Annotated in this window: 24 protein-coding genes; 11 read left to right on the top strand and 13 right to left on the bottom strand. The window is 66.9% G+C overall.

Annotation, left to right across the window (positions count from 1 at the left end; translation table 11 throughout):
- The first annotated feature begins 58 nt into the window (after positions 1-58).
- The 10 genes from gsiB to ftsB all read left to right on the top strand — a co-directional run bounded on the left by gsiB (position 59) and on the right by ftsB (position 11,489).
- Positions 59-1,612: a glutathione ABC transporter substrate-binding protein GsiB gene (gene gsiB, locus AVE30378_RS16535; protein ID WP_129241956.1), complete on the top strand. Its 1,554-nt coding sequence runs from the start codon at positions 59-61 to the stop codon at positions 1,610-1,612.
- Positions 1,613-1,703: 91 nt separating this feature from the next.
- A complete protein-coding gene (gene gsiC, locus AVE30378_RS16540; RefSeq protein WP_129241957.1) occupies positions 1,704-2,624 on the top strand; it encodes a glutathione ABC transporter permease GsiC in 921 nt (306 codons plus the stop codon).
- 7 nt (positions 2,625-2,631) lie between these two features.
- Positions 2,632-3,531: a glutathione ABC transporter permease GsiD gene (gene gsiD / locus AVE30378_RS16545; RefSeq protein WP_129241958.1), complete on the top strand. Its 900-nt coding sequence runs from the start codon at positions 2,632-2,634 to the stop codon at positions 3,529-3,531.
- 120 nt (positions 3,532-3,651) lie between these two features.
- Positions 3,652-4,746: a DmpA family aminopeptidase gene (locus tag AVE30378_RS16550; RefSeq protein WP_129241959.1), complete on the top strand. Its 1,095-nt coding sequence runs from the start codon at positions 3,652-3,654 to the stop codon at positions 4,744-4,746.
- Between the two features lie 19 nt (positions 4,747-4,765).
- On the top strand, positions 4,766-5,590 hold the full coding sequence (locus tag AVE30378_RS16555) for a M55 family metallopeptidase (RefSeq protein WP_129241960.1): 825 nt from the start codon (positions 4,766-4,768) through the stop codon (positions 5,588-5,590).
- Between the two features lie 15 nt (positions 5,591-5,605).
- Positions 5,606-7,396 (top strand): aminopeptidase P family protein, encoded by a 1,791-nt coding sequence (locus AVE30378_RS16560; protein WP_129241961.1) that lies wholly within the window; start codon positions 5,606-5,608, stop codon positions 7,394-7,396.
- 185 nt (positions 7,397-7,581) lie between these two features.
- Complete coding sequence (locus AVE30378_RS16565) at positions 7,582-9,234, top strand: CTP synthase (protein WP_129241962.1); 1,653 nt, start codon at positions 7,582-7,584, stop codon at positions 9,232-9,234.
- A 202-nt stretch (positions 9,235-9,436) separates the two neighbouring features.
- Positions 9,437-9,721 carry a DUF1330 domain-containing protein gene (locus AVE30378_RS16575; RefSeq protein ID WP_129241963.1) on the top strand — a complete coding sequence of 95 codons (285 nt, stop codon included), beginning with the start codon at positions 9,437-9,439 and terminating at the stop codon, positions 9,719-9,721.
- Positions 9,722-9,725: 4 nt separating this feature from the next.
- Positions 9,726-11,012, top strand: coding sequence for a phosphopyruvate hydratase (eno, locus tag AVE30378_RS16580; RefSeq protein ID WP_129241964.1), 1,287 nt, complete (start codon positions 9,726-9,728; stop codon positions 11,010-11,012).
- Between the two features lie 69 nt (positions 11,013-11,081).
- Positions 11,082-11,489: a cell division protein FtsB gene (ftsB, locus tag AVE30378_RS16585; RefSeq protein ID WP_129241965.1), complete on the top strand. Its 408-nt coding sequence runs from the start codon at positions 11,082-11,084 to the stop codon at positions 11,487-11,489.
- A 37-nt stretch (positions 11,490-11,526) separates the two neighbouring features.
- Here the strand turns inward: ftsB and AVE30378_RS16590 are convergent, their stop codons facing one another.
- From AVE30378_RS16590 to AVE30378_RS16650, 13 genes are all read right to left on the bottom strand, one after another.
- Entirely contained in the window at positions 11,527-12,264 is a 738-nt protein-coding gene (locus tag AVE30378_RS16590; protein WP_129241966.1) for a TadE/TadG family type IV pilus assembly protein, read from the bottom strand.
- Between the two features lie 91 nt (positions 12,265-12,355).
- Positions 12,356-13,285: an Hsp33 family molecular chaperone HslO gene (hslO, locus tag AVE30378_RS16595; RefSeq protein ID WP_129241967.1), complete on the bottom strand. Its 930-nt coding sequence runs from the start codon at positions 13,283-13,285 to the stop codon at positions 12,356-12,358.
- Between the two features lie 74 nt (positions 13,286-13,359).
- A complete protein-coding gene (locus tag AVE30378_RS16600) occupies positions 13,360-13,881 on the bottom strand; it encodes a gamma carbonic anhydrase family protein (protein WP_129241968.1) in 522 nt (173 codons plus the stop codon).
- A 25-nt stretch (positions 13,882-13,906) separates the two neighbouring features.
- On the bottom strand, positions 13,907-15,601 hold the full coding sequence (locus tag AVE30378_RS16605) for an acetate--CoA ligase (RefSeq protein WP_129241969.1): 1,695 nt from the start codon (positions 15,599-15,601) through the stop codon (positions 13,907-13,909).
- A gap of 126 nt (positions 15,602-15,727) precedes the next feature.
- Entirely contained in the window at positions 15,728-16,600 is an 873-nt protein-coding gene (locus tag AVE30378_RS16610; protein ID WP_129241970.1) for a UDP-2,3-diacylglucosamine diphosphatase, read from the bottom strand.
- An 84-nt stretch (positions 16,601-16,684) separates the two neighbouring features.
- Positions 16,685-17,221, bottom strand: coding sequence for an RDD family protein (locus tag AVE30378_RS16615; protein ID WP_129241971.1), 537 nt, complete (start codon positions 17,219-17,221; stop codon positions 16,685-16,687).
- A 398-nt stretch (positions 17,222-17,619) separates the two neighbouring features.
- On the bottom strand, positions 17,620-17,832 hold the full coding sequence (locus tag AVE30378_RS16620; protein ID WP_244235071.1) for a hypothetical protein: 213 nt from the start codon (positions 17,830-17,832) through the stop codon (positions 17,620-17,622).
- A gap of 221 nt (positions 17,833-18,053) precedes the next feature.
- Entirely contained in the window at positions 18,054-19,748 is a 1,695-nt protein-coding gene (locus AVE30378_RS16625) for a THUMP domain-containing protein (RefSeq protein WP_129241972.1), read from the bottom strand.
- 34 nt (positions 19,749-19,782) lie between these two features.
- Complete coding sequence (locus AVE30378_RS16630; RefSeq protein ID WP_208742400.1) at positions 19,783-20,211, bottom strand: CopD family protein; 429 nt, start codon at positions 20,209-20,211, stop codon at positions 19,783-19,785.
- Positions 20,212-20,485: 274 nt separating this feature from the next.
- Positions 20,486-21,937, bottom strand: a complete 1,452-nt coding sequence (locus AVE30378_RS16635; protein ID WP_129241973.1) for a bifunctional 2-methylcitrate dehydratase/aconitate hydratase — start codon at positions 21,935-21,937, stop codon at positions 20,486-20,488.
- An 87-nt stretch (positions 21,938-22,024) separates the two neighbouring features.
- Complete coding sequence (gene prpC, locus AVE30378_RS16640) at positions 22,025-23,218, bottom strand: bifunctional 2-methylcitrate synthase/citrate synthase (RefSeq protein ID WP_129241974.1); 1,194 nt, start codon at positions 23,216-23,218, stop codon at positions 22,025-22,027.
- Between the two features lie 90 nt (positions 23,219-23,308).
- Positions 23,309-24,199 carry a methylisocitrate lyase gene (gene prpB / locus AVE30378_RS16645; RefSeq protein WP_043542890.1) on the bottom strand — a complete coding sequence of 297 codons (891 nt, stop codon included), beginning with the start codon at positions 24,197-24,199 and terminating at the stop codon, positions 23,309-23,311.
- 160 nt (positions 24,200-24,359) lie between these two features.
- Entirely contained in the window at positions 24,360-25,349 is a 990-nt protein-coding gene (locus AVE30378_RS16650) for a malate dehydrogenase (protein WP_013392305.1), read from the bottom strand.
- A 356-nt stretch (positions 25,350-25,705) separates the two neighbouring features.
- Between AVE30378_RS16650 and AVE30378_RS16655 the strand changes: the two genes are divergently transcribed.
- On the top strand, positions 25,706-26,485 hold the full coding sequence (locus AVE30378_RS16655) for a GntR family transcriptional regulator (RefSeq protein ID WP_129241975.1): 780 nt from the start codon (positions 25,706-25,708) through the stop codon (positions 26,483-26,485).
- Positions 26,486-26,516: the final 31 nt, after the last annotated feature.

A 26,516-nucleotide genomic window follows, 5' to 3' on the forward strand; every position in this document is an offset into this window, starting at 1 on the left:
TCGTACTTGTTTTTCTTCCACCAAACCCCCTAATTCCATTTTGGAACCAGGAGTTGCAATGATGAAAGTTCTGCGCCCCACCAAGCTGATGGCCGCCGCCGCGGTGGCCTTCGGCATGCTCAGTTCGCCGCTGGCGCACGCTGCCAAGGACGTGACGTTCGCCGTCTCCATCGCGCTGGAAACGCTCGATCCGTACAACACCAACAGCACCCTGAACCAGGCGGCCGGCAAGGCCTACTACGAAGGCCTGTTCGAGTTCGACAAGGACCTCAAGGTCCAGAAGGTGCTGGCCACCGATTACACCGTCAGCGAAGACGGCCTGGTCTACACGTTCAAGCTGCGCCCGGGCGTGAAGTTCCACGACGGCACCGATTTCAACGCCGAAGCCGTCAAGATCAACTTCGACCGTCCGGCCAATCCGGACAACCGCCTCTCGCGCTACATCCAGTTCAGCGTCATCGAAAAGACCGAAGTGGTCGACCCGATGACCGTCAGGATCACGCTGAAGAAGCCGTTCTCGGCCTTCATCAACGCGCTGGCCCACCCGGCCGCCATGATGATCTCGCCCGCCGCCCTGGCCAAGTACGGCAAGGAAATCGGCTTCCACCCGGTGGGCACCGGCCCCTTCGAATTCGTCGAATGGAAACCGGCCGAATACCTGAAGGTCAAGAAGTTCGACGGCTACTGGAAGACGGGCTATCCCAAGGTCGACACCCTGACGTTCCGCACCGTCACGGACAACAACACCCGCGCCGCCGTGGTGCAGACGGGCGAGGCGCAGTTCGCCTTCCCGGTGCCGTTCGAGCAGGCCGCCGTCCTGAAGAAGAACGAAAAGCTGGACGTGGTCGACCACCAGAACTCGATCATGGCGCGCTACCTGTCGATGAACACGCAGCAAAAGCCCTTCGACAACGTCAAGGTGCGTGAAGCCATCAACTACGCCATCAACAAGGAAGCCCTGGCCAAGGTCGCTTTCTCGGGCTACGCCACCGTCGTCGACGGCGTCGTGCCGAAGGGCGTGGACTTCGCCCACCAGACGGGTCCGTGGCCCTACGACATCAAGAAGGCCAAGGCCCTGCTGGCCGAAGCCGGCTACCCCAACGGCTTCGAAAGCCAGCTCTGGTCCGCCTATAACGATGGCACCTCGGTGAAGGTGGTCCAGTTCCTGCAGCAGCAACTGGCGCAGGTCGGCATCAAGGTGTCGGTGGAAGTGCTGGAATCGGGCCAGCGCGTGCAGCGCGTGCAGCAGGTGCAGAAGCCTGAAGACGCCAAGGTCCGCATGTACTACGCCGGCTGGTCGTCCTCGACCGGCGAGGCCGACTGGGGCCTGCGTCCGCTCCTGACCACCGCCGCCTTCCCGCCGGTGCTGAACAACGTGTCGTACTACTCGAACAAGTCGGTCGACGACGGCATCCAGCAGGCCCTGGCCACGACGGACCGCGCCAAGAAGACGGAAATCTACAAGAACGTCCAGGAAACGATCTGGAAGGATGCCCCGTGGGCCTTCCTGGTGACCCAGAACAACCTGTACGTGCGGTCGAAGAACCTGTCGGGCGTGTACGTTGAGCCGGACACCTCGTTCTGGTTCGGCGACATCGACCTGAAGCAGTAACCCCTGCAGTAATCCGCGGGGCCGCGAGGCCCCACAGTAAGGCCGCATGCGGCGGGGACGCGGTGTCCCCGCCGATGTCGCAGGAATTTCAATGCTGACCTACATCGTCAAACGTCTTTTGGGCATGATCCCCACGCTGCTTCTGGTGGCCGTGGTCGTGTTCCTGTTCGTGCACATGCTTCCGGGCGATCCGGCTCGTCTGGCCGCCGGCCAGGAAGCCGACCAGGCGACCGTCGAACTCGTGCGCAAGGAACTCGGGCTGGACCTGCCCCTGCCGCAGCAGTTCGTGCGCTACTTCAGCCACATGCTGCAAGGCGACCTCGGCACCTCGCTGCGCACCAAGCGCCCCGTGTCGACGGAAATCGCGGACCGCTTCATGCCCACGTTGTGGCTCACCGTCGCCAGCATGGTCTGGTCGGTGACTTTCGGCATGATCATCGGGATCGTGTCCGCCGTGTGGCGCAACCGCTGGCCCGACCGCCTCGGCATGACGCTGGCGGTGTCCGGCATTTCGTTCCCCGCCTTCGCGCTGGGGATGATGCTGATGCAGGTGTTCTCGGTGAATCTCGGCTGGCTGCCGACCGTGGGCGCCTCCAGTTGGAAACACTACATTCTGCCGTCCATCACGCTTGGCGCCGCCGTCGCCGCGGTGATGGCCCGCTTTACCCGCGCCTCTTTCGTGGAAGTCATCCAGGAAGACTTCGTGCGCACCGCCCGCGCCAAGGGGCTGACGGAGCGCCGCGTGGTGATCAAGCATGCCTTGCGCAACGCGCTGATCCCCGTGGTGACCATGATGGGCCTGCAGTTCGGCTTCCTGCTGGGCGGCTCCATCGTGGTCGAGACCGTGTTCAACTGGCCCGGCCTCGGCCGCCTGCTGGTGGACGCCGTGACCCAGCGCGACTATCCGGTGATCCAGGGCCTCGTGCTGCTGTTCTCGCTGGAATTCATCCTGATCAACCTGATTGTCGACGTGCTCTACGGCGTCATCAATCCCAGCATCCGTTACAAGTGAGGCGGCCATGAGCAATACGACACCCGCCGCGACCCTCGCCGCCACGCCCAAGAACGACGTGCGCACGCCCGCCACCGAGTTCTGGCGCAAATTCAAGAAGCAGAAGCTGGGCGTGGGCGCCGGCATCTTCGTCCTGCTGCTGGTCCTGGTGGCGGTCTTTGCGCCCTGGATCGTGCCGTTCGACGCCGAGAACTTCTTCGACTACGAAGCGCTGAACGCCGGCCCGTCCGCCACCCACTGGCTGGGCGTGGACTCGCTGGGCCGCGACATCTTCAGCCGCATCCTGATGGGCGCCCGCATCTCGCTGGCCGCCGGCTTCCTGTCCGTCGCCATGGGCGCCATCGTGGGCACCTTCATGGGCCTGATGGCCGGCTACTACCAGGGCTGGTGGGAACGCATCACGATGCGCATCTCCGACGTGCTGCTGGCCTTCCCGGGCATGCTGCTGGCCATCGGCGTGGTCGCCATCCTGGGTTCCAGCATGGTCAACGTGATCGTCGCCGTGGCCGTGTTCAGCGTGCCGGCCTTCGCCCGCCTGGTGCGCGGCAACACGCTGTCGATCAAGCAGATGACCTACGTCGAGGCCGTCAAGAGCGTGGGCGCGTCCGACTGGACCATCATCATGCGCCACATCCTGCCCGGCACGATCTCGCCGATCGTGGTGTACGGCACGATGCGCATCGGCACCTCGATCATCACGGCCGCCAGCCTGTCCTTCCTGGGCATGGGCGCGCAGCCTCCCACCCCGGAGTGGGGCGCGATGCTGAACGAGGCCCGCGCCGACATGGTGATCGCGCCGCATGTGGCGATCTTCCCGGCCCTGGCCATTTTCCTCACCGTGCTGGCGTTCAACCTGCTGGGCGACGGCCTGCGCGACGCGCTCGATCCCAAGATCGACCGCAAGTAATCCCGCCGCCGGGGCGGCAAGCCCCCGGCAGGACGGTGTACTTCTCGCCGCCGCCGTCCTCGCCCGCCCGGCGAAGACGGCGGCGTTTCGCATTCTGGAGCGTGGCGACACGCAGCAAGCATGGATAGACAAACGCTGGAAATTCCCCGCATCGGCGTGCGGCCCTCGGGGCCGCTGGATTCGATCTGCGACGTGGGCGACGTGACGGTGGGGCACAGCACCCTGTCCGACGGCGCCGTGCAGACGGGCGTCACCGTGGTGCGTCCGCATGGCGGCGACCCCTACCTGGACAAGGCGCCCGCCGCCGCGACCGTGCTCAATGGCTTTGGCAAGAGCACGGGCCTCGTGCAGGTGCAGGAACTGGGCGTGCTGGAAACGCCGATCGCGCTGACCAACACCTTCGGGGTGGGAACCGTGGCCAATGCGCAGATCCGCGCGGCGGTGGCGGCCAACCCCGGCATCGGCCGCGGCCTGCCCACGGTCAATCCGCTGGTGTTCGAGTGCAACGACGGCTATCTGAACGATATCCAGGCGCTGGCGGTGCAGGAATCACATTACGCCCAGGCCCTGGCCGGCGCGGGCAAGGCGATGGAGCAGGGCGCCGTGGGGGCGGGGCGCGGCATGTCGTGCTTTTCGTTCAAGGGCGGCATCGGCTCGGCCTCGCGCATCGCCGAGATCCAGCCGGGCCAGCGCCATCTCGTCGGCGCCCTGGTGCTGGCGAACTTCGGCCGCCTGCCCAACCTGACCGTGGCGGGGCGGCCGTTCGGCCGCCGGCTGGCCGACAGGCTGGACCGCGGGCTGGACCAGGGCGGCGAGAATGCCGCGATCGTCCCCGAAAAGGGGTCCATCATTTTGCTGCTGGCGACGGACGCGCCGCTGGATGCGCGCCAACTGCGCCGCCTGTCGCTGCGCGCGGGCGCCGGGCTGGCGCGCACCGGTTCGGTGTTCGGGCATGGCAGCGGCGACATCGCGCTGGCGTTCTCCACCGCCTACACGGTGCCGCAACTGGCCGAGCGGCCGATGCCGGCCATCGCCATGCTGCACGAAACCCGCATCGACCCGCTGTTCGAGGCCGCGGCCGAGGCGTGCGAACAGGCCATCATCGCCGCGTTGTGGCGGGCGGAAGGCGTGCGCGGCCGCGACGGGCACCACCGCGACGCCCTCCGGGAGGCCGCTCCCGACTGGCGGCAGTGGCTGTCGGACACCGAATTCTGAATTTCAAAGGCGCTTACCCATGAAAATCCTCATCTCCACCGATATCGAAGGCGTCGCCGGCGTCTTCCACGCAGAGCAGGTCCGCGCCGGCAACGGCGAATACGAGCGCGCCCGCGCCTGGATGACCGCCGAGGCCAACGCGGCCGTGCAGGGCGCCATCGCCGGCGGCGCCGAGGAGATCCTGGTCAACGATTCGCACGGCGGGTTCCGCAACCTGCTGCCCGACGGCCTGGACGAGCGCGTCCGCCTGGTGCTGGGCAAGCCCCGCTACCTGGGCATGATGGGCGGGCTGGAAGAGGGCTGCGACGCCGTCTTCATGATCGGCTACCACTCGCGCTCGCAAGGCCGCGGCATCCTGGCCCACACCATCAACAGCTTCGCGTTCGCCCGCGTGCTCATCAACGGCATGGAACTGGGCGAGGCCGGCCTGTACGGCGCGCTGGCCGGCGAAATGGGCGTGCCGGTCATCCTGGGCACCGGCGATGACGTGTTCATCGCGGAAACCCGCGACACCTTCCCGGGCGCCGAATGGGTGCAGACCAAGGTCGCCCACGGCCAGGGCAGCGGCATCACCTTGTCGCCCGCGGCCTCGCGCCGCGCCATCGCGGCCGCGGCCGAGACCGCCGTGCGGAACCTGAAGAAGCAGGCCCCCGTTCCTTTCCGCATTCCCGCCCCTATAGAATGCCGGTTGCAGACCCAGAGTTCGGCCCTGGCCGACCTGTTCTGCATGTGGCCCACGCTGGAACGCGTGGACGGCGTCACCTTGCGGTTCACCACGGACAGCATGCAGTCCGCCGTCCGCACGCTGAACAGCCTGGCCGCCATGTCCTTCATGTTGCGCTAAGGATCACTCCCTCCCATGTCTAGCACCGACGCCCGTATCGCCCAATTGCGGCAGGCCATGCGCCGCCGCGGCCTGTCCGCCTATATCGTTCCCTCTTCGGACCCGCACCTGTCCGAATACCTGCCGGCGCGCTGGCAGGGGCGGCGCTGGCTGTCGGGCTTCACGGGATCGGTCGGCACGCTGGTGGTCACCGCCGATTTCGCCGGCCTGTGGGTGGACAGCCGCTACTGGGTGCAGGCGGAAGCGCAATTGGCCGGCACCGGCGTGCAGTTGATGAAGATCGCGCTGGCGTCCACGCCCGGCCACGTGGACTGGCTGGCCGCCAATACCAAGGCGGGCGAGGTCATCGGCGTCGACGGCCAGGTGCTGGGCCTGGGCGCCTTCCGCGCCTTGTCCGCGGCCGCCGCAAGCTCGGGCGCCGCGCTGGAGATCCGCGAGGACCTGCTCGACGAGATCTGGCCCGAACGCGCCGGCCTGCCCGCCGCGCCGATCTACGAACACGTCGCGCCCGAGGCCTGCGTCTCCCGCGCCGACAAGCTGGCGCAGGTGCGCGAGGCCATGCGCGGGCATGGCGCGGACGCGCATTTCATCAGCACGCTGGACGACATCGCCTGGCTCTTCAACCTGCGCGGCGTGGACGTGGACTACAACCCGGTCTTCGTCGGCCATGCGCTGGTCGGCCTGGACCACGCTACGCTGTTCGTGGCCGGCGGCAAGATCGACGGGGCGCTGCGTTCCGTCCTGGCCGCCGATGGCGTCGACGTGGCGGACTACGTCCAGGCCGCCGACGCGCTGGCCTCGCTGGAACTGGACCAGAAGCTGCTGATCGACCCGGCCCGCGTGACCTGCGGCGTGTTCCACGCCATGGATCCGGCCGTGCCGCGAGTCGAGGCCATCAACCCGTCCACGCTGCTGAAGTCCAGGAAGACCGACGCCGAACTGGCCAACGTGCGCCAGGCCATGGCGCAGGACGGCGCGGCGCTGTGCGAGTTCTTTTCCTGGTTCGAGGGGGCGCTCGGCAACCAGACCATCACCGAACTGACGATCGACGACCGGATCACCGCCGCCCGCGCGCGCCGCCCCGGCTACGTCTGCCCCAGCTTCGCCACCATCGCCGGCTTCAACGCCAACGGCGCGATGCCGCACTACCGCGCCACGGCCGAGGCGCACGCCGTCATCGAAGGCGACGGGCTGCTGCTGATCGATTCGGGCGGCCAGTACCTGGGCGGCACGACCGACATCACGCGGGTGGTCGCCGTGGGCACGCCCAGCGCCGACCAGAAGGTGGATTTCACGCTGGTGCTCAAGGGCATGATCGCGCTGTCGCGCGCCTCGTTCCCGCGCGGCACGCCGTCGCCGATGCTGGACGCCATCGCGCGCGCCCCGATCTGGGAAGGCGGCGCGGAGTACGGCCATGGCACGGGCCACGGCGTGGGCTATTTCCTGAACGTGCACGAGGGGCCGCAGGTCATTTCCTATCGCGCCGCGCCGGGCCCGCACACCGCGATGGAGCCGGGCATGATCACCTCCAACGAGCCGGGCATCTATCGTCCGGGCCGCTGGGGCGTGCGCATCGAGAACCTGGTGGCCAACCGCGCCTGGCTGACCTCCGAGCTGGGGGAATTCCTGTGCTTCGAGACGCTGACGCTCTGCCCGATCGACACCCGCTGCATCGAGCCCGCGCTGATGCGCGCCGACGAGATCGCCTGGCTGAACGATTATCACAAGACGGTGTTCGAACGCCTGTCGCCCCTGGTCGAGGGCGAGGCGCTGGCCTGGCTGGAGCGCCGCACCGCGGCGATCTGAGCGGACAGGGCGGGGACGCCCGCCAGAAACGGGGACGTAGAAAGCGCGCGGCGGCGGCTTCGGCCGCCGCGGGAGTGCTGCCAAATGTTACTCCTCCTCGCTAGGGGAAAACCCAAATAACTTTCGCCTCCCGGCTATAATCCAAATTTCCCGCACGCGCCCGCTCGTCCCGGGTGCTCATTACGATGACCAAATACGTATTTGTCACCGGCGGTGTGGTGTCTTCCCTGGGCAAGGGCATCGCCGCTGCGTCGCTTGCCGCCATCCTCGAGTCGCGTGGCCTGCAAGTCACCATGCTGAAACTCGATCCGTACATCAACGTCGACCCGGGCACCATGAGCCCGTTCCAGCATGGCGAGGTTTTCGTCACCGAAGACGGCGCCGAAACCGACCTGGACCTCGGCCACTACGAGCGTTTCATTTCCGCTCGGATGCACAAGGTGAACAACTTCACCACCGGCCAGATCTACGAATCCGTGCTCCGCAAAGAGCGCCGCGGCGACTACCTGGGCAAGACCGTCCAGGTCATTCCGCACATCACCAATGAAATCCAGGACTTCATCGCCCGTGGCGCCGACGCCGCCTGGAACGGCAACACCGACGTCGCCATCGTCGAAATCGGCGGCACCGTGGGCGACATCGAGTCCCTGCCGTTCCTGGAAGCCGCGCGCCAGATGAGCCTGCGCATGGGCCGCAACAATGCGGCGTTCGTGCACCTGACGCTGGTGCCGTTCATCGCCTCCGCCGGCGAACTGAAGACCAAGCCCACGCAGCATTCGGTGCAGAAACTGCGCGAAATCGGCATCTACCCGAACGCGCTGCTGTGCCGCGCCGACCGCCGCATCCCGGACGACGAGCGCGCCAAGATCTCGATGTTCTCCAACGTGCCCCTGGACGCGGTGGTTTCCGTCTGGGACGCCGATTCGATCTACAAAATCCCGGCCATGCTGCACAAGCAGGGCGTGGACAACATCGTCTGCGAAGCGCTGGGCCTGACCCCGCCGCCGGCCGACCTGTCCATGTGGGACAACCTGGTCGAAGCGCTGGAACACCCCCAGCACGAGCTAACCATCGGCATGGTCGGCAAGTACGTCGACCTGACCGAATCGTACAAGTCGCTCACGGAAGCCCTGGTTCACGCCGGCATCCATACGCGCTCGAAGATCAAGATCGAATACATCGACTCGGAAGACATCGAGACCCGCGGCACCGACCAGCTCAAGCACCTGGACGCCATCCTGGTGCCGGGCGGCTTCGGCAAGCGCGGCACCGAGGGCAAGATCGCCGCCATCCGCTACGCCCGTGAAAACGGCGTGCCGTACCTGGGCATCTGCCTGGGCATGCAACTGGCCGTCATCGAGTTCGCGCGCCACGTCGCCGGCCTGGGCGGCGCCAACAGCACGGAATTCGATCCCTCCGCCCCGCACCCCGTGGTGGCCCTGATCACCGAGTGGATGGACCGCGAAGGCAAGGTCGAAAAGCGTGACAATTCCTCCGACCTGGGCGGGACGATGCGCAAGGGCGCGCAGCGCGTGCCGATCAAGCCCGGCACCCGCGCGCAGGCCATCTACGGCGACGAGGTGAACGAGCGCCACCGCCACCGTTACGAAGTCAACAACGTCTACGTACCCCGCCTCGAAGAGGCCGGCATGGTGATCAGCGCCCGCACGCCGACCGAGAACCTGCCGGAAATGATGGAATTGCCCAACCACCCGTGGTTCGTGGGCGTGCAGTTCCACCCGGAGTTCACGTCCACCCCGCGTGACGGCCACCCGTTGTTCTCCAGCTATATCCGCGCCGCCATCGAGCAGAAGGCTCGCCGCGGCCAGGAGGCGTAATGGGCGCCTGCGGTCTCGAGTTCCGCGTGCGGATCTTCGGGACCGCGGGCCGCCGCCCCAGCGCCGCCCTGTACGGCGGCGCTTCTTTCAGATACAACCGATTAGCATCGGATATGTGTCGCCGGATCGCCTGCGCGACACTGGCGGCATCGCCGTATCCGGCGCCAGACCGAAACCAACGCAACTGTCCTGAAGGAACCCCATGAGTGCTTACCTCATCGCCGACGTCACAGTGACCAAGCCCGCGCAATACGAGGATTACAAGCGTCTGTCCACGCTCGCCATGCGCGCGTACGATGCAAAGATCCTGGCGCGCGGCGGCGAGTCCAAGCACCTGGAGGGCCGTAAGCCTGGCCGCACCGTCGTCATGGAGTTCCCCTCCATGGCCGCCGCCCAGGCCTTCTACGACTCCTGGCAGTACCGCCGCGCCCGCAATGCCCGCGAAGGCGCGGCCGTGATGAATATGTTTATCGTTCAGGGAATGTAAAGTCATGAGTGCAATCGTCGATATCATCGGCCGCGAGATTCTGGATTCGCGCGGCAACCCCACCGTGGAATGCGATGTGCTGCTGGAATCCGGCGCCATGGGCCGCGCGGCCGTGCCGTCGGGCGCTTCCACCGGCGCCCGCGAAGCCATCGAGCTGCGCGACGGCGACAAGGGCCGTTATCTGGGCAAGGGCGTGCTGCGCGCCGTCGAGAACCTGAATACGGAAATCTCGGAAGCCCTGATGGGCCTGGACGCCCAGGAACAGACCTTCGTCGATCGCACGCTGATCGAGCTGGACGGCACCGAGTCCAAGGAACGCCTGGGCGCCAACGCGATCCTGGCGGCCTCGATGGCCGTGGCCCGCGCCGCCGCCGACGAATCCGGCCTGTCGCTCTACCGCTATTTCGGCGGCAGCGGCCCCATGAGCATGCCCGTGCCGATGATGAACGTCATCAACGGCGGCGCGCACGCCAACAACACGCTCGACCTGCAGGAACTGATGATCCTGCCGGTGGGCGCGGGCAGCTTCCGCGAAGCCCTGCGCTGGGGCGCCGAAGTTTTCCACATGCTGAAGAAGCTGATCCACGCCCAGGGCATGTCCACGGCCGTGGGCGACGAGGGCGGTTTCGCGCCCAACGTGGCCAGCCACGAAGCCGCCATCCAGTTGATCCTGAAGGCCATCGCCGAAGCCGGCTACGAGCCGGGCTCGCAGATCGCCCTGGGCCTGGATTGCGCCAGCTCCGAGTTCTACCGCGACGGCAAGTACACGCTGGCCGGCGAAGGCGGCATTTCGCTGTCCTCGCAGGAGTTCACCAACCTGCTGGCGACCTGGTGCGACAAGTACCCCATTATTTCCATCGAAGACGGCATGGCCGAAAACGACTGGGAAGGCTGGAAGCTCTTGACCGACCAGTTGGGCAAGAAGGTGCAACTGGTGGGCGACGACCTGTTCGTCACCAACACCAAGATCCTGCGCGAAGGCATCCAGAAGGGCGTCGCCAACTCGATCCTCATCAAGATCAACCAGATCGGCACGCTGACCGAAACCTTCGCCGCCATCGAAATGGCCAAGCGCGCCGGCTACACCGCCGTCGTGTCGCACCGTTCGGGCGAAACCGAAGACTCGACCATCGCCGACATCGCCGTGGCGACCAATGCCATGCAGATCAAGACGGGTTCGCTGTCCCGTTCGGACCGCATGGCCAAGTACAACCAGCTCCTGCGCATCGAGGAAGAGCTGGCTGAAGTGGCGTCGTATCCCGGCCTGGAAGCTTTCTACAACCTGCGTTGATATGAAGCGCGGCCCGGGGGCGCAAGCCCGGGGCCGCATCCACGCCACGACTGCTGAGGGTTCTCGCGTATGCGCCTGTTGTTCCTGGTGCTGTTCGTGCTGCTAGGCCTGATCCAATACCCGCTGTGGCTGGGTAAGGGCGGCTGGTTCAAGGTCTGGGATCTGCAACGCCAGGTGGCGGAGCAGCGCGAGACCAACGAAGGCCTGCGCGCGCGCAACGCCGCGCTCGAAGCGGAAGTGCGCGACCTGGAAGGCGGCTCCGGCGCCATCGAGGAGCGGGCCCGCGGCGAACTGGGCATGATGCGCGAGGGCGAAGTGTTCGTGCACATCCTGCCGCAGAACACGCCCGCGCCCGCGGGCGGCGCGTCCCTGGCGGCCGAACCCGCCGCCAGGCCCGCCGCGCGCGCCGGCGCGCCGGCCACCCGGGCGTCCGCCCCGGCGCCCAAACCCTCCAATCCGGCGAACGCGCGGCACTGACCGCCGCCCGCGTTCCCGCGTCCATTTTCCGTTCCGCTCAGCCGCAGCGCACGCTGCGGCACTCGCCGTACACGATGCCGGCGGGCGGCGGCGCCCTGCGCGCCCAATCGGCCGGATGCGAGTGCATTTCCGTTTCCAGTTCGACCTGAATGGGCAGCAGGCCCCGGGCCTGCGCGCGGCCCGCGTAGCCGGCGCCGTCGCGCCCCAGCACCGCCAGCAGGGCCCGCAGCGGCGGCAGCAGCGGCTTGTGCAGATAGGTCAGCCGCAACTTCAGCGTGTTGGCCTGGAATATGCTCTGGCCGCCCGGCCGGGGCGGCCGGCGGGCATGCTGCAGGTCCTGGTAGTCGTTGTCGATCGCCCGCAAGCCTGCTGCGGCGGCGATGCGCAGGCCCGGCCGGGCATGCTCGCGGAAGGAACGTTCGTCCGGAAGCAGCACTTCGATGCGCCAGGGGTGCATGCCTGAAATGGCCGCGAGTCCGGCCTGGGCGTCCGCCTGGCGGCGCCGGGCGTCGGCCTGGCCCCGCGAGGACGCATGGCGCGGCAACAGGGCCCGCAGAAAGGCCGCGCGCATGCGCGCCGGGTCGCCGTGGGCGGTGGCGCCGGCGCGCGCCGCTTCCGTCAGCGCCAGGTGGGCCATCTGGCGCGCGCCCTGCCAATGGGCGGCCTCGACCGCCAGCAGGCCCAGCAGCAGCACGACGGCCGCCGCCACCGCGAACTCGATGGCGGCGGCGCCGCGTTGCCGGCGGCGGGGCGGGGCAGGAAAAAAGGCGGTCATGGCTGCGCAGTCTGGCGCGGGCATGACCGCCTGTCGATGAGGACAATCCGGTGTGATGGAAACGCCGCGGCGGCCGGGCCGCCGGCGCGCGTCAGTGGACGGTAGGAGGCGCGTCCCCGGCGGGCGGCGGGTTCGGCGAGAACAGGGCGGCGCAGTCGACGGCGTCGAACTTGTACGGTTTGCCGCAGAAATCGCAGGACACGTCCACTTCACCGCGTTCGGCCAGGATGTCCTGGATTTCCTCTTCGCCCAGCGAGCGCAGCATGTTGGCCACGCGTTCGCGGGTGCAGGGACAGTGCCAGCGCACCTCCAGCGGATCGAAGGCCAGCAGGGTCTCTTCCCAGAACAGTCGGTGGACCAGTTTGTCGATCTCGGTGGCCAGCAGTTCGTCGCGCTGCAGGGTGCCCGCCAGCGCGCAGACGCGGTCCCAGGTTTCGGCGGCGTCCTGCGGGGTCAGCACGGGCGCCTCGGAGCCGCCGTGGTGCGGCAGGCGCTGGGCGAGCATGCCGGCGGCATGGCCGGCGTCGGCCGCCAGCCACAGGCGGGTGTCGAGCTGTTCGGAGGCCTTCATGTAGTGTTGCAGCGCCTCGGCCACGGTGTCGCCTTCCAGGGGCACGATGCCCTGGTAGGCCTGCTGGCCGGGGAGCTTGCGCTGGGGGTCCAGCACCACGATGAAACGGCCGTTTCCACCCGGGTTCAGCAGGCTTTGCATATCGCCGTCGGTGGGGACTTCGTGCCCCTCGCGCATCTTGACGGTGGCGCGCAGGCTGAGGTCGTGGCGGCATTCCACCACCAGCAGGGCGATGGGGCCGTCGCCCTGGATCTGCAGCACCAGCGAGCCGTCGAACTTGATGTTGGCGGCCAGCAGGGTGGACGCCGCCACCAGTTCGCCCAGCAGGTTGGTGATGGCGGGCGGGTAGTCGTGGTTGGCCTGCACGGCCTTCCAGGTGGCTTCCAGGCGCACGGCCTGGACGCGGACGCTGCGGTCTTCGGTAAGGTATTTTTTGAGCTGATCGGTCATGGGGGAATGTTAGCCGATCGGGCGGGCCAAATTCCCCTGCCGGCAGCAGGGGCTGGGGCGCCGCGGGGGAGCGTTCAGGCGATCCGCTTCAGGGCGGTCTTGTAGTGTTGGCCCCGCGCCACGTAGTGGGCGGTGTTCTTGTGCATGTTGGCGATTTCCTCGTCCGAGAGTTCGCGGACGACCTTGCCGATGCCGATCACCAGGGAATTGTCCGGGATGACGCGGTCTTCGGGGATGATGGCCCCGGCGCCGATCAGGCAGTTGCGGCCGATGACCGCGTTGTTCAGCACGATGGCCTGCATGCCCACCAGCGCGCCCTCGTGGATGGTGCAGCCGTGCAGCATGGCCTGGTGGCCCACCGTGACGTTGGGGCCGACGGTCATGGGACAGCCCGCGTCCACGTGCAGCACGCTGCCTTCCTGGATATTGCTGCCCTGGCGGATCAGGATGGCGTCGTTGTCGCCCCGGATCGACACGTTCGACCAGATGCTGACGCCGGCCTCCAGCGTGACGTTGCCGATGATGTCGGCGCTGTCGGCCACGTAGGCCGCGGGGTCGATGCGGGGGATCAGGTCGTCGAGCTGGTAGATGGGCATGCCTTGGGTCTCTCCGGTTGCGGCGTCAGGCCTGCGGGGCCTGCGGCGCGTCTGTAGTGTCTGCGGCGGTCCGCGCGAGGTCTTCTTCGCGCTGGCGCAGGATGCGGCGTTGGATTTTACCGGTGGTCGTCATGGGCAGCTCGTCGACGAATTCGATCTCCTTCGGGTACTCGTAGGGGGCCAGGCGCTCGCGCACGTGTTCCTGCAGGTTCTCGATGATGTCGTTGCGGTCGCGCTGCGCGAATTCCGGGGTCAGCACCACGTAGGCCTTGACCAGGGCGCCGCGTTCGGCGTCCGGCTTGGGCACGACCGCGGCGTTGGCCACGGCGGGGTGCCCGACCAGGCAGCTTTCGATTTCCCCGGGGCCGATCCGGTAGCCGGCGGACTTGAAGACGTCGTCCGCCCGGCCCGCGTACCAGAGGTAGCCGTCGGCATCCACGGTGGCGAGGTCGCCCGTCAGGCACCAGTCGCCCTTGAACTTGGCCTGCGTGGCGGCTTCGTTGCGCCAGTAGCCCAGGAACATCACCGGGTCGGGGTAGCCGTGGATGTCCAGGCGGTTGACGGCGATCTCGCCGGTGCCGCCGGGGGCCACCGGCTTGCCGTCCTCGTCCAGCACCGCGACGTTGTGGCCCGGATAGGGACGGCCCATGCTGCCGGGCTTGGCGGGCCAGCGCTTCTGGCTGTTGCCCACCACGTAGTTCATTTCGGTCTGGCCGAACATCTCGTTGGGCGTCACGCCCAGCGCGGACTGGCACCATCCGAACACGCTTTCGCCCACGCTTTCGCCGGCGCTCATGATGGAACGCAGCGCGAGCTGGTAGCGGTTGCGCGGCTCCGGCACCGCCTTCATCATCATTTTCAGCGCGGTGGGGAACAGGAAGGTATTGGTGACCTGGTAGCGCTCCATGAGTTCGAACGCGCGCTCGACGGAAAAGCGGCCGCGCGTGCCGACGATGGCGTGCCCGAAGTAGAGCGTGGGCAGCAGGGCGTCCATCATGCCGCCCGTCCAGGCCCAGTCGGCGGGCGACCAGAACACGTCCCCGGGCTTGGGGAACCAGTCCTGCGAGGCCACGAAGCCCGGCAGGTTGCCGATCAGCACACTGTGCGGCAGCAGGGCGCCCTTGGGCGCGCCGGTGGTGCCGGAGGTATAGAGCAGGATGGCCGGATCCGACGAGCGGGTCTGGACGGCCTTGAATTCGCTGGGCTGGCGGGCCAGCAGGCTGCGCCAGGGCAGCACGCGTTCGTCCGCGAAGCCGATGCCGATGATTTGTTGCAGGGCAGGGCAGTCGTCGCTGACGGACAGCAGGTTCGCGCTGGAGGCGTAGTCCACGATCGCGACCCGGGCTTCGGAGTCGCGCAGGCGGCTTTCCAGGGCTTCCGGGCCGAACAGGGCGGACAGCGGCAGCACCACGGCGCCGACGCTGTAGATGGCCATGTGGGCGACGACGGTCTCGGGGCGTTGTCCTAAAACCACACCCACCCGGTCGCCGCGGCCCACGCCCATTTTGATCAGGCCGTTCGCCAACTGGTTGGCCGCTTCCGCCAGACGGGCATAGGTCCAGACCTCGCGGTTGCCGGATTCGTCTTCGTAGTAGATGGCGATGCGCCGCGCATCCGGACTGCTGGACGCCCAGCGGTGGCAGCACGCTTCCGCGATGTTGAACTGGGTGGGTACCAGCCAGCGGAATGTTTGGTAGAGCGCCTGATATTGGTCGTTCATGGCCCTATGTTGTGAGCATGTTGCAGCGTGAACGGGTCAGATCGCCCGTTGCCCCAGATGCAAGCATGACCTAGAGGGCCGTGAACTGCAACATCCCCGTTGCGTAACGGGGACGCATACGGGTTATCACGGATGTTTGCCTTGGCGGCGTAGTGCGGAGGGCAGGGCGGGCAGGGTCAGGGAGCGCGGAGGACGGGGAGCGGGCCCGGCCCGGCGCTCGGCCTGGATGGCGCCCCAGTCCAGTAACTGGAGCTGGCCGTCGTGGGTTTCGCCCAGCGCCGACAGGCTCTCCACCCAGTCTCCGTCGTTGCAGTAGAGGATCCCGCCCACGTCCCGCAGTTCGGCCTTGTGGATGTGGCCGCAGACCACGCCGTCCAGGCCGCGGCGCCGCGCTTCGCCCGCCAGCGCTTCCTCGAAGTCGGTGATGAAGGACACGGCGTTCTTGACCTTGTGCTTCAGGTATTGCGACAGGGACCAGTAGTGCAGCCCCAGCCGGTGGCGCAGCCGGTTGAAATGGTGGTTGATCCACAGCGCCAACTGGTAGAGTCCGTCGCCCAGGTGCGCCAGCCAGCGGCTGTGCTGGATCACTCCGTCGAACTGGTCGCCGTGCAGCACCAGCAGCCGCAAGCCCTTGGCGGTGACGTGCACGTCCTCGTCGAGGATCTCGATGTCGCCGAAGGCATAGCCGGCGAACTCGCGCGCGAATTCGTCATGGTTGCCGGGGATGAACACGACCCGGGTGCCGTTGCGCGCCTTGCGCAGGATCCGCTGGATGACGTCGTTGTGGGCGCGGGGCCAGTGCCAGTGCTTGCGCAACTGCCAGCCGTCGACGATGTCCCCCACCAGGTACAGGGTGTCCGAATCGTTGTGGTCCAGGAAATCGAGCAGGAATTCCGCCTTGCACCCGGCGGTGCCCAGGTGAATATCGGAAATCCAGAGGGCGCGCCAGTGCGCAGGGTGGATTTCGTTCACGGTCGCTTCCCCAAGGGCTGTGGTCATGCCTGGGAATGAAACCACCCGGCGATGACCGGGATATGAAGAATCCGTGACGCTGTTGTGACGGCTCGCCGCGGGCGGGCCGGCTCAGGCCTTGCCCATGCCCGCCTGGCGCGCCTTGTTGCGCTGCGGCGCATTGCGCAGCCGCGTGCCCAGGATGCGGTCGTGCAGGAACTGGCCGTCGGGGTCGAACCACGACCAGATGAAGATAGTGAAGGGCGCGGCGACGATGAACATGTCCATCGACGGCCAGCCGCTGGCGCTGGCCGCCGCCCAGACCACGGCGGCGCCGGCCAGCACCAGGGGCCAGACCAGGATATAGCGCAGGACGAGCCGGGAGGTGGACGGGGTATTGCCGTCGCGGTCGACCAGCCGGATGTTCCAGGTCTTCATGGGCAGCGTCTGGCCGCGGCGGCGCCAGCAGAGCACGAAGTACGCGCCGATCGCGACGAACAGCCAGGCTTGCCGGACCGGACGCAGATCCAGGGCGTTCTTGCTCTGGGTGAGGGTGTCCATCAGGTATCCGGCAAGGAAAACCACGCCGAACAGCAGCACGGCTTCGTACATCATGCAGGCGAATCGGCGCAGCCGATTGGGAGTCTGGTCGAGATGGGCGTCGGTCATGGACGCGTATTATGCCCGGGAATGCCGGGCCGCCCCAAGGCGGGCCAGCCCCCCCGGGGGGCAGCAAGCGCGCAACGCGCGCGTCGCGTGGGGGTCCTATCCGGCCTGCGCAAAAATGGCCGGCCCGCCGCCGGGCCGCCCCAAGGCGGGCCAACCCCCTCGGGGGGCAGCAAGCCCGCGAAGCGGGCGTCGCGTGGAGTCCTATCCGGCCTGCGCAAGAATGGCCGGCCCGCCGCCGGGCCGCCCCAAGGCGGGCCAGCCCCCTCGGGGGGCAGCAAGCCCGCGAAGCGGGCGCAGCGTGGGGGCAAAAAAAACCCGCCGGTAAGGGCGGGTCTATAAAAGGGGCTGTGCAGCCCCCAAGGGGAAAACTGTTCAGGCCCGAAGGCCTGGGGCCTTGCTCAGGCGGCGGAGTGCGCGTTCTTGGCGCTCGTCTTGCCGGCCAGGGCCTTGACGCCGTGGGCCAGCTTACGCAGGCCTGCGGCCAGCGCCCGCATCGGGTGCGGACGGAATTGTTCTTCAATAGCCTGGAGCATCAGTTGGCGCTCGAGTTCGTCGGTCAGGCGGATGGTGTTGTTCGGGTTGATCACAATAGCCTCCACGGGCTTGCACATTTGTTTAGCTACTAGGGATAACCCGAATTATAGGGTTAACCCTGGTCGTGTGCAAGGGGCCGGTGCATATTGGCAACACCTTGGTTCGATGATGCCCCAAAACGGCGCCGCGGGGCACCATAAGCAAAGATACGCGCACCATGTTGCGGCGCTTTTACAACGCGTGGCGGGGGATGGCGCGAAGGGGGCGGCGCCAGGGCCGCCCCGCGAGACGGCCGCGCTCAGGCGTCGCGGTAGCCGGCCGCGACCAGTTCGAAACCGAACAGGCGGCAGTCCAGCGAACCGTTGTGCAGGGGAACCCGGCGCTTGGGCTTCAGGCGCATCTGGTTGGGCAGGGTCATGTCGCTGGTGATGGCATGTAGCTGCCAGCCGGCGAAATTGCGCTTCAGGCAGGCCGCCCAGTCGCGCCAGAGGTCCGGGTCCTGTTCCGTCCCCATGCGTTCGCCGTAAGGCGGGTTGGTGACGATCCAGCCATGGTCGGCGGGAGCCGTGATGTGGCGGGCGTCGCCGACTTCGAAGCGGATCGAATCGGCCGTCAGCCAGGCGCGCTCGGCGTTGTTGCGGGCGAATTCGATGGCCTGGGGGTCCAGGTCGTAGCCGACCAGCGGCGCGTCCAACTGGGGCAGGATGCGCGAGCGGGCGTCGTCCTTCAGATCGCGCCAGCGGTAGGCGTCGTGGCCGCGCAGGCGTTCGAAACCGAAGGGGCGGGAGATGCCGGGAGGTACGCCCAGGGCGATCCAGGCGCCCTCGATGAGGATGGTGCCCGAGCCGCAGAACGGGTCCAGCAGCGGGGCCGACGGGTCCCAGCCCGCCAGCGCGAGCATGCCGGCGGCCAGGTTCTCGCGCAGCGGCGCCTCGCCCTTGTCCAGGCGCCAGCCGCGCTTGAACAGGGATTCGCCCGAGGTGTCCAGGTACAGCGTCGCGGTGTGGCCGGTCAGGAACAGGTGCACGCGCGCGTCCGGCCGCACCGTGTCGATGCTGGGGCGCTCGCCTTCGAGTTCGCGCAGGCGGTCGCAGATGCCGTCCTTGGCGCGCAGATTGCAGTATTGCAGGCTTTGAACCGGGCTCTTGATGGCCGAGGTGTCCACGCGCAGCGTCTGTTCGGCGCCGAACCAGCGTTCCCAGGGCGTGTCGCGGGCCAGGTCCAGGATGTCGTCTTCGTGCGAGATCTCGGCATGCGCGACCTGCACCAGGATGCGGGTCGCCAGGCGCGAATACAGATTGGCGCGCTGCACGCCCGACCAGTCGGCGGTGAAGGAACAGCCGGCGCGGCCGACCTGCGCGTCTTCGAAGCCCAGCGCCTGCATTTCCGCCGTCAGCGCTTCTTCCAGCCCCTGGGGGCAGGGGGCGAAAATCGGGAACACCTCCGCCTGGCGCGTTTCGCGCGGGCGGCGGCCGCGGATTTCCACGATGGGTTCGCGTTCGCCGGCGAGTTCCGCCGCGTGGGCGTCTTCGGGTTCCGCCAGGTATTCGGGCGCGGGGCCGTCGTCCTCGAACGGGTCGTAGAAGCGTCCGGCCGGCGTGGCGGGCGCGATGTACTGGTCGTCCAGGCGCGGCGCGCGCTGCGGTGCGCGGCCGGAACGCGAACCGGGGGCGGCGTCGCGCCGCGGGCTGTCGCCGCGGCGGCCATCGGCGCGGCTCGCGGAGCCGCGGGCATCCTGTTCCCGGCCGGCGGGGCCGCGCTTGCCCGGGGCCGGGGACTTGCCCGGGCCGCGCGCGGATTCCTGCTGGCGGCGTTGATAGCCTTCAGGGTCTTTCTGGCGCTCGAGGTTGTCCTTGGTGCGCTCGTTCTGCGCGACCAGGCGGGCGCGGGCTCCGGTGCGCACGCGCTTGGGCGCGGCTTCGGCATGCGCGTCGCGCGCGGTTTTCTTGATCGTCAGCGTCTTGCGCGGACGGTCCTGTTCATCTGAGGACATACGAATCCTGGCGAATGTGCAGAGGTAGGGGGAATCAGAAGGGTTTGACGACGACCAGCGCCACCACCACCAAGAGCAGCAAGACGGGAACTTCGTTGAACCAGCGATAGAACTTGTGCGAACGGGTGTTCTTGCCCTGTTCGAATTTGCGCAGCATCGAGCCACAGGCGTGATGGTAGCCGATCACGAGCAGGACGAAAAAGAGCTTGGCGTGCATCCAGCCGTTGCCGGGGCCCACGCCGATGCCGTAGCCCAGGTACAGCCACATGCCGAACAGCACGGCGACCACGGCCAGGATGGTGGTGAAGCGGTACAGGCGCCGGGCCATGCCCAGCAGCGTCGCCTGCACCGAGGGGTCGGACTGCTGCGCCAGGTTCACATAGATGCGCGGCAGGTAGAACAAGCCGGCAAACCAGGAGGCGATAAAGACAATATGAAAGGTCTTGACCCAAAGCATGGCCATGGCGCGATCCGTCCGAGGAAAGCAGCATTGTAAGGCCGGCGCTGTGGATGCTTCCGGTGCGCGTAGGATGGGTGGAGCGCGGCAGTTCCTGGGCAAGAACTCAAGTATCCAGCGCGCGCAACCCATGCGGCCGCAATCGACGGTTTTCCAGCCGATGCAGAGCACCGTCTGCCCACGGCCGCATGGGTTGCGCGCGTTCAGCATCGAGGTTCTTACCCAGGAACTGCCGCGCTCCACCCATCCTACGATCCTTCCCATGGGCCGTGGCGGTGGCTCAGATTACGTACAGGTCCACGTATTCGTGCACCGGCATGGCTTCCAGCGTCCGCTGGTCCAGCGACGCGTCCAGGATGCGGTTTTGCTGCCGGGCCGGGAACATGCGGGCCAGATTGGTGCGGAACTTGGCTTCCAACAGCGGGATGCCTTCGGCGCGGCGGCGCTTGTGGCCGATGGGGTATTCGCAGACGACCTCGTCCAGGCGGGTGCCGTCGTTGAACTCCACGGTCAGCGCGTTGGCGATGGAGCGCTTGTCGGGATCGTGGTAGTCCCGGGTGTAGGCCGGATCCTCGACGCAGACGATCCGGTCGCGCAGCGCGTCGATACGCGGATCCCGGGCGACCGAGTCTTCGTAGTCGCCCGCGGTCAGGCGCCCGAACAGCACCGGCACGGCCACCATGTACTGGATGCAGTGGTCCCGGTCGGCCGGGTTGGCGAGCGGACCCTGTTTGTCGATGATGCGGATGCAAGCCTCGTGGGTGCGGATCGTGATCTTCGCGATGTCCTCGGGGCGCTTGCCCGCGGCCTGCAGTTGCCGGTGGATGTCCATGGCGCATTCGACGGCGGTCTGCGCATGGAATTCGGCCGGGAACGAGATCTTGAACAGCACGTTCTCCATCACGTAGCTGCCGTAGGGGCGCTGGAACTTGAATGGCTGGCCCTTGAAGAGCACGTCGTAGAAGCCCCAGGTCCTGGCCGTCAGCACGGACGGGTAGCCCATTTCGCCGGTCTTGGCGATCAGCGCCAGGCGCACCGCGCGGCTGGTGGCGTCGCCGGCGGCCCAGCTCTTGCGGCTGCCGGTGTTGGGCGCGTGGCGGTAGGTGCGCAGGCTCTGCCCGTCGACCCAGGCAAGCGACACCGCGTTGATCACTTCGTCGCGGTCCAGGCCGAGCATCTGCGCCACGACGGCGGTGGACGCCACCTTGACCAGCACGACGTGGTCCAGGCCGACCTTGTTGAAGGAGTTCTCCAGCGCGATGCAGCCCTGGATTTCGTGCGCCTTGATCATACCGGTCAGCACGTCGCGCATCAGGAGCGGCGGCTTGCCGGCCGCGACGGCGGTACGCGACAGCCAGTCGGCGGTGGCCAGGATGCCGCCGAGATTGTCCGACGGGTGGCCCCATTCGGCGGCCAGCCAGGTGTCGTTGAAGTCCAGCCAGCGGATCATCGTGCCGATGTTGAACGCGGCTTGTACCGGGTCCAACTGGAACTGGGTGCCGGGCACTTTGGCGCCGTGGGGCACGACGGTGCCCGGCACCACCGGCCCCAGCAGTTTCCTGCAAGCCGGATACTCCAGCGCTTCCAGGCCGCAGCCCAGCGTGTCGATCAGGCAGTTGCGGGCGGTCTCGTAGGCCAGGCCGCCCTGGATTTCATAGTTCAGTACGTAGTCCGCGATATCGACCAGGACCTGGTCGGGATCGGGACGGACGTTGGATATCGGGGCAGACATGTCGGTACCTCTCCTGAAATGGTGTACAGGAGGTCCCGGGCCCGCGCGGCGCCGCTTTGTTTTCCGACGACGGGCCCATGGGTTGCCTTACTTCCGCTTTTCGATCGGCACGAACTTCTGATCTTCCGGACCCACGTAGTTGGCGGTGGGGCGGATGATCTTGTTGTCGATGCGCTGTTCGATGATGTGGGCCGACCAGCCCGCCGTGCGCGCGATGACGAACAGCGGGGTGAACATGGCGGTGGGCACGCCCATCATGTGGTAGCTGACGGCCGAGAACCAGTCCAGGTTGGGGAACATCTTCTTGATGTCCCACATGACCGTTTCCAGGCGTTCGGCGATGTCGAACATCTTGGTGCTGCCGGCCTTCTTGGACAGCTTCTTCGCCACTTCCTTGATGACCTTGTTGCGGGGGTCGGACACCGTGTAGACCGGGTGGCCGAAGCCGATGACGACTTCCTTGGCTTCCACGCGGCGGCGGATGTCGGCCTCGGCCTCGTCGGGGGTCTCGTAGCGCTTCTGCACTTCGAAGGCGACTTCGTTGGCGCCGCCGTGCTTGGGGCCGCGCAGCGCGCCGATGGCGCCGGTGATGGCGGAGTACACGTCGGAGCCGGTGCCGGCGACGACGCGGGCGGTGAACGTGGACGCGTTGAACTCGTGTTCGGCGTACAGGTTCAGCGAGATGTGCATGGCCTTGACCCACTCTTCGCTGGGCTTCTCGCCGTGCAGCAGGTGCAGGAAGTGGCCGCCGATGCTGTCGTCGTCGGTCTGCACGTCGATGATGCGGCCGTTGTGGCTGTAGTGATACCAGTACAGCAGCGCCGAGCCCAGGTTGGCCATCAGGCGGTCGGCGATGTCGCGCGCGCCCGGGGTGTTGTGGTCGTCCTTTTCAGGCAGCACGCAGCCCAGCACCGATACGGCGGTGCGCATCACGTCCATGGGGTGGCTGGCGGCGGGGAGGGCTTCCAGCGCGGCCTGCAATTGGGCGGGCAGGCCGCGCAGGCTGCGCAGCTTTTCCTTGTAGGCCTTCAGTTCGGCCTTGTTGGGCAGCTTGCCATGGACGAGCAGGTGCGCGATTTCCTCGAACTCGCTGGTGTGGGCGATGTCCAGGATGTCGTAGCCGCGGTAGTGCAGGTCGTTGCCGCTGCGGCCGACCGTGCACAGTGCGGTGTTGCCGGCGACGACGCCGGACAGCGCAACCGACTTCTTGGGCTTGAAACCGGCTTTTTCCTCCGGCTTGGCGTCCGTTTTCGCTTCCTGCTTCTTGGGAGCCGTGCTCATGTCTCTACTCCTTTCCTTACGCGGTGGTCGTTGCAATAGGGTGGCATGCATGGCGCCGCGGCGGCGGCCCCGGCGCCGGGTATCGCAGGCTTACGCCTTGCCCTTCTGGAAAAGCGCGTCCAGCTTCGATTCGAATTCGTGGTAGCCGATGCGGTCGTACAGTTCCTCGCGCGTCTGCATCAGGTCCACCACGTTCTTCTGGTGGCCGTCGCGGCGGATGGCGGTGTAGACGGCTTCGGCGGCCTTGTTCATGGCGCGGAAGGCGGACAGCGGGTACAGCACCATGCCCACGCCGACGCTCTTGAGTTCCTCGACCGAGAACAGCGGGGTCTTGCCGAATTCGGTGATGTTGGCCAGCACCGGCACCTTGACGGCCTTGACGAAGCGGTCGTAGGTGGGCAGGTCGTAGGCGGCTTCGGCGAAGATGGCGTCGGCGCCGGCTTCCACGCAGGCCAGCGCGCGCTCGATGGCGGCGTCCACGCCGTGCGAGGCGATCGCGTCGGTGCGGGCGATCAGGTAGAAGTCGCTGTCGGTGCGGGCGTCGGCCGCGGCCTTGACGCGGTCGGCCATCTCTTCGGTCGAGACGATTTCCTTGCCGGGGCGGTGGCCGCAACGCTTGGCGCCGACCTGGTCTTCGATGTGGCAGGCGGCCGCGCCGAACTTGATCAGGCTTTTGACGGTGCGGGCGATGTTGAACGCCGACGGGCCGAAGCCGGTGTCGATGTCCACCAGCAGGGGCACGTCGCAGACGTCGGTGATGCGGCGCACGTCGGTCAGGACGTCGTCCATCGTGTTGATGCCGAGGTCGGGCAGGCCCAGCGAACCGGCCGCGACGCCGCCGCCGGACAGATAGATGGCGCGATAGCCGGCGCGCTTGGCCAGCAGGGCGTGGTTGGCGTTGATGGCGCCGATGATCTGCAGCGGGCTTTCTTCGGCCAGCGCGCGGCGAAAGAGGGCGCCGGCGGATTCGGGTCTGGACATGGTGGGTCTCCGTAGAATAAATCTGTCCCCTTCGCGACAATTCTTTGCGCGGGCGCAAAGAGACAGATTTATGTTGCGGACCGACAGGGAAGCCCCATTCATTGGGCTTCCCCTAGGAATTGGGCCCGCGAACGGGCCCAATCCTTTGCTCAAGCGCTGCTTACTTCAGCAGGTCCTTCACGCCGTCGCGCTCTTCGAGGAGCTCTTTCAGCGTGAAGTCCAGGCGTTCGCGCGAGAAGGCGTCGATTTCCAGGCCTTCGATGCGCTTGTATTCGCCATTTTCGGTCGTGACCGGCACGCCGTAGATGATGCCTTCGGGGATGCCGTAGGAGCCGTCGGACGGGATGCCCATCGTGACCCACTTGCCGTTGCTGCCCAGGACCCAGTCACGGACGTGGTCGATGGCGGCGTTGGCGGCCGAGGCGGCCGAGGACAGGCCGCGGGCTTCGATGATGGCGGCGCCGCGCTTGCCCACGGTGGGGATGAACGTGTCGCGGTTCCAGGCGTCGTCGTTGATCAGCTTGGACAGCGACTCGCCGCCGACGGTGGCGAAGCGGTAGTCGGGGTACATGGTGGGCGAGTGGTTGCCCCACACGACCAGCTTTTCGATGTCGGCGACGGCCTTGCCCGACTTGGCGGCCAGTTGCGACAGGGCGCGGTTGTGGTCCAGGCGCAGCATGGCGGTGAAGTTCTTGGCGGGCAGGTCCGGCGCCGACTTCATGGCGATGTAGGCGTTGGTGTTGGCGGGGTTGCCCACGACCAGCACCTTGACGTTGCGGCTGGCCACGTCGTTCAGGGCCTTGCCCTGCGCCGTGAAGATCTGCGCGTTGACGGACAGCAGGTCCTTGCGCTCCATGCCGGGGCCGCGCGGACGGGCGCCGACCAGCAGGGCCACGTCGGCGTCCTTGAAGGCGGTGCGGGGATCGCTGTGGGCGGTGACTTCCTGCAGCAGCGGGAAGGCGCAGTCATCCAGTTCCATGATGACGCCCTTCAGGGCCTTTTGCGCTTTCTCGTCGGGGATTTCCAGCAGTTGCAGGATGACGGGTTGATCTTTACCCAGCATTTCGCCCGAGGCGATGCGGAATAGCAGTGCGTAACCGATTTGGCCGGCGGCGCCGGTGACGGCGACACGCAAGGCAGGCTTGGACATGGACGTTCTCCGTAATGGTTTGGCGAGAAAAAAATCTCACCAATCAGTGTAATCGTTGGGCGTGAAAATCAACGCGCGCAAGGCTGGGCGCGCGGCGCCCGGGCAGCGGTGAATCCTAGATTGATTTTACGTATGCGTCAATTGCTCTTCTATCTTATATAAGACATAAGACGTTGGACAGCGTCCCTCGCGGTGTGCCACAATAGAGCGTTTATTCGAATGCGCCGCAGCCTTGCTTGGCCGCGCGCCTGTATCAAGCCAGAAGACTGGCGGCAGCGGCGTATTGCGGATGGGTTCGCGTCCCTTGCGCCGCCTTTCCATCCACCCGGATAAACATGACACAACCAAGAAGATCCATGGCAGAGCCCCGGCCCGAAACCTCCTTACGCACTCGCGCCGCCCGTCCGTCGGGCGAGGGGGCCGCTTTCAGTCCGCTCTACCGGCAGATCAAGGATCTGCTGGTCCAAAGCCTGGAGCGCGGCGAATGGAAGCCGGGCGAACTCATCCCCAGCGAAATCGACCTTGCCGCCCGTTTCCAAGTGAGCCAGGGCACGGTGCGCAAGGCGGTCGACGAGCTTGCCGCCGAGCACATGCTGCTGCGCCGCCAGGGCAAGGGCACGTTCGTCGCCACCCACCACGAAGCCCGCGTGCGCTACCGCTTCCTGCGCCTGGCCCCCGATGACGAGGGCGAAGCCGGCAGGGCGGAAAGCCGCATCCTGGAATGCCGCCGCCTGCGGGCGCCCGCCGAGATCGCGCGCGCCCTGGACCTGCGGGCCGGCGAAACCGTCGTGATGATCCGCCGCCTGCTGTCCCTGGGGCATGCGCCCACCGTCGTGGACGACATCTGGCTGCCCGGTTCCATTTTCCGCGGGCTGACCCTGGAGCTGCTGACCGCCAACAAGGCGCCGCTCTATGGCCTGTTCGAATCCGAATTCGGCGTGAGCATGGTGCGCGCGGACGAGAAGCTGCGCGCGGTGCCCGCGCCGGCCGAAGTCTGTCCGCTGCTTAATGTTGCCGTCGGGACGCCGTTGTTGCAGGTGGATCGGGTGTCCTACACCTACGGTGACCGCCCCATGGAAATCCGCCGGGGCTTGTACTTGACCGATCGATACCATTACCGCAATAGTTTGAATTGATGAGCTTTTTGACTACGATTTGATACCGACC

Origin of the sequence: Achromobacter veterisilvae (genome assembly GCF_900496975.1) — a bacterium.
In the GTDB taxonomy this organism is placed as follows: Bacteria; Pseudomonadota; Gammaproteobacteria; order Burkholderiales; family Burkholderiaceae_B; genus Achromobacter; species Achromobacter veterisilvae.

What these genes read in the sequence shown, in the direction of transcription:
- gsiB (WP_129241956.1), top strand. Translation starts at nt 59, where the DNA reads ATGATGAAAGTTCTGCGCCCCACCAAGCTGATGGCCGCCGCCGCGGTG.
- gsiC (WP_129241957.1), top strand. Translation starts at nt 1,704, where the DNA reads ATGCTGACCTACATCGTCAAACGTCTTTTGGGCATGATCCCCACGCTG.
- gsiD (WP_129241958.1), top strand. Translation starts at nt 2,632, where the DNA reads ATGAGCAATACGACACCCGCCGCGACCCTCGCCGCCACGCCCAAGAAC.
- AVE30378_RS16550 (WP_129241959.1), top strand. Translation starts at nt 3,652, where the DNA reads ATGGATAGACAAACGCTGGAAATTCCCCGCATCGGCGTGCGGCCCTCG.
- AVE30378_RS16555 (WP_129241960.1), top strand. Translation starts at nt 4,766, where the DNA reads ATGAAAATCCTCATCTCCACCGATATCGAAGGCGTCGCCGGCGTCTTC.
- AVE30378_RS16560 (WP_129241961.1), top strand. Translation starts at nt 5,606, where the DNA reads ATGTCTAGCACCGACGCCCGTATCGCCCAATTGCGGCAGGCCATGCGC.
- AVE30378_RS16565 (WP_129241962.1), top strand. Translation starts at nt 7,582, where the DNA reads ATGACCAAATACGTATTTGTCACCGGCGGTGTGGTGTCTTCCCTGGGC.
- AVE30378_RS16575 (WP_129241963.1), top strand. Translation starts at nt 9,437, where the DNA reads ATGAGTGCTTACCTCATCGCCGACGTCACAGTGACCAAGCCCGCGCAA.
- eno (WP_129241964.1), top strand. Translation starts at nt 9,726, where the DNA reads ATGAGTGCAATCGTCGATATCATCGGCCGCGAGATTCTGGATTCGCGC.
- ftsB (WP_129241965.1), top strand. Translation starts at nt 11,082, where the DNA reads ATGCGCCTGTTGTTCCTGGTGCTGTTCGTGCTGCTAGGCCTGATCCAA.
- AVE30378_RS16590 (WP_129241966.1), bottom strand. Translation starts at nt 12,264, where the DNA reads ATGACCGCCTTTTTTCCTGCCCCGCCCCGCCGCCGGCAACGCGGCGCC.
- hslO (WP_129241967.1), bottom strand. Translation starts at nt 13,285, where the DNA reads ATGACCGATCAGCTCAAAAAATACCTTACCGAAGACCGCAGCGTCCGC.
- AVE30378_RS16600 (WP_129241968.1), bottom strand. Translation starts at nt 13,881, where the DNA reads ATGCCCATCTACCAGCTCGACGACCTGATCCCCCGCATCGACCCCGCG.
- AVE30378_RS16605 (WP_129241969.1), bottom strand. Translation starts at nt 15,601, where the DNA reads ATGAACGACCAATATCAGGCGCTCTACCAAACATTCCGCTGGCTGGTA.
- AVE30378_RS16610 (WP_129241970.1), bottom strand. Translation starts at nt 16,600, where the DNA reads ATGACCACAGCCCTTGGGGAAGCGACCGTGAACGAAATCCACCCTGCG.
- AVE30378_RS16615 (WP_129241971.1), bottom strand. Translation starts at nt 17,221, where the DNA reads ATGACCGACGCCCATCTCGACCAGACTCCCAATCGGCTGCGCCGATTC.
- AVE30378_RS16620 (WP_244235071.1), bottom strand. Translation starts at nt 17,832, where the DNA reads ATGTGCAAGCCCGTGGAGGCTATTGTGATCAACCCGAACAACACCATC.
- AVE30378_RS16625 (WP_129241972.1), bottom strand. Translation starts at nt 19,748, where the DNA reads ATGTCCTCAGATGAACAGGACCGTCCGCGCAAGACGCTGACGATCAAG.
- AVE30378_RS16630 (WP_208742400.1), bottom strand. Translation starts at nt 20,211, where the DNA reads ATGGCCATGCTTTGGGTCAAGACCTTTCATATTGTCTTTATCGCCTCC.
- AVE30378_RS16635 (WP_129241973.1), bottom strand. Translation starts at nt 21,937, where the DNA reads ATGTCTGCCCCGATATCCAACGTCCGTCCCGATCCCGACCAGGTCCTG.
- prpC (WP_129241974.1), bottom strand. Translation starts at nt 23,218, where the DNA reads ATGAGCACGGCTCCCAAGAAGCAGGAAGCGAAAACGGACGCCAAGCCG.
- prpB (WP_043542890.1), bottom strand. Translation starts at nt 24,199, where the DNA reads ATGTCCAGACCCGAATCCGCCGGCGCCCTCTTTCGCCGCGCGCTGGCC.
- AVE30378_RS16650 (WP_013392305.1), bottom strand. Translation starts at nt 25,349, where the DNA reads ATGTCCAAGCCTGCCTTGCGTGTCGCCGTCACCGGCGCCGCCGGCCAA.
- AVE30378_RS16655 (WP_129241975.1), top strand. Translation starts at nt 25,706, where the DNA reads ATGGCAGAGCCCCGGCCCGAAACCTCCTTACGCACTCGCGCCGCCCGT.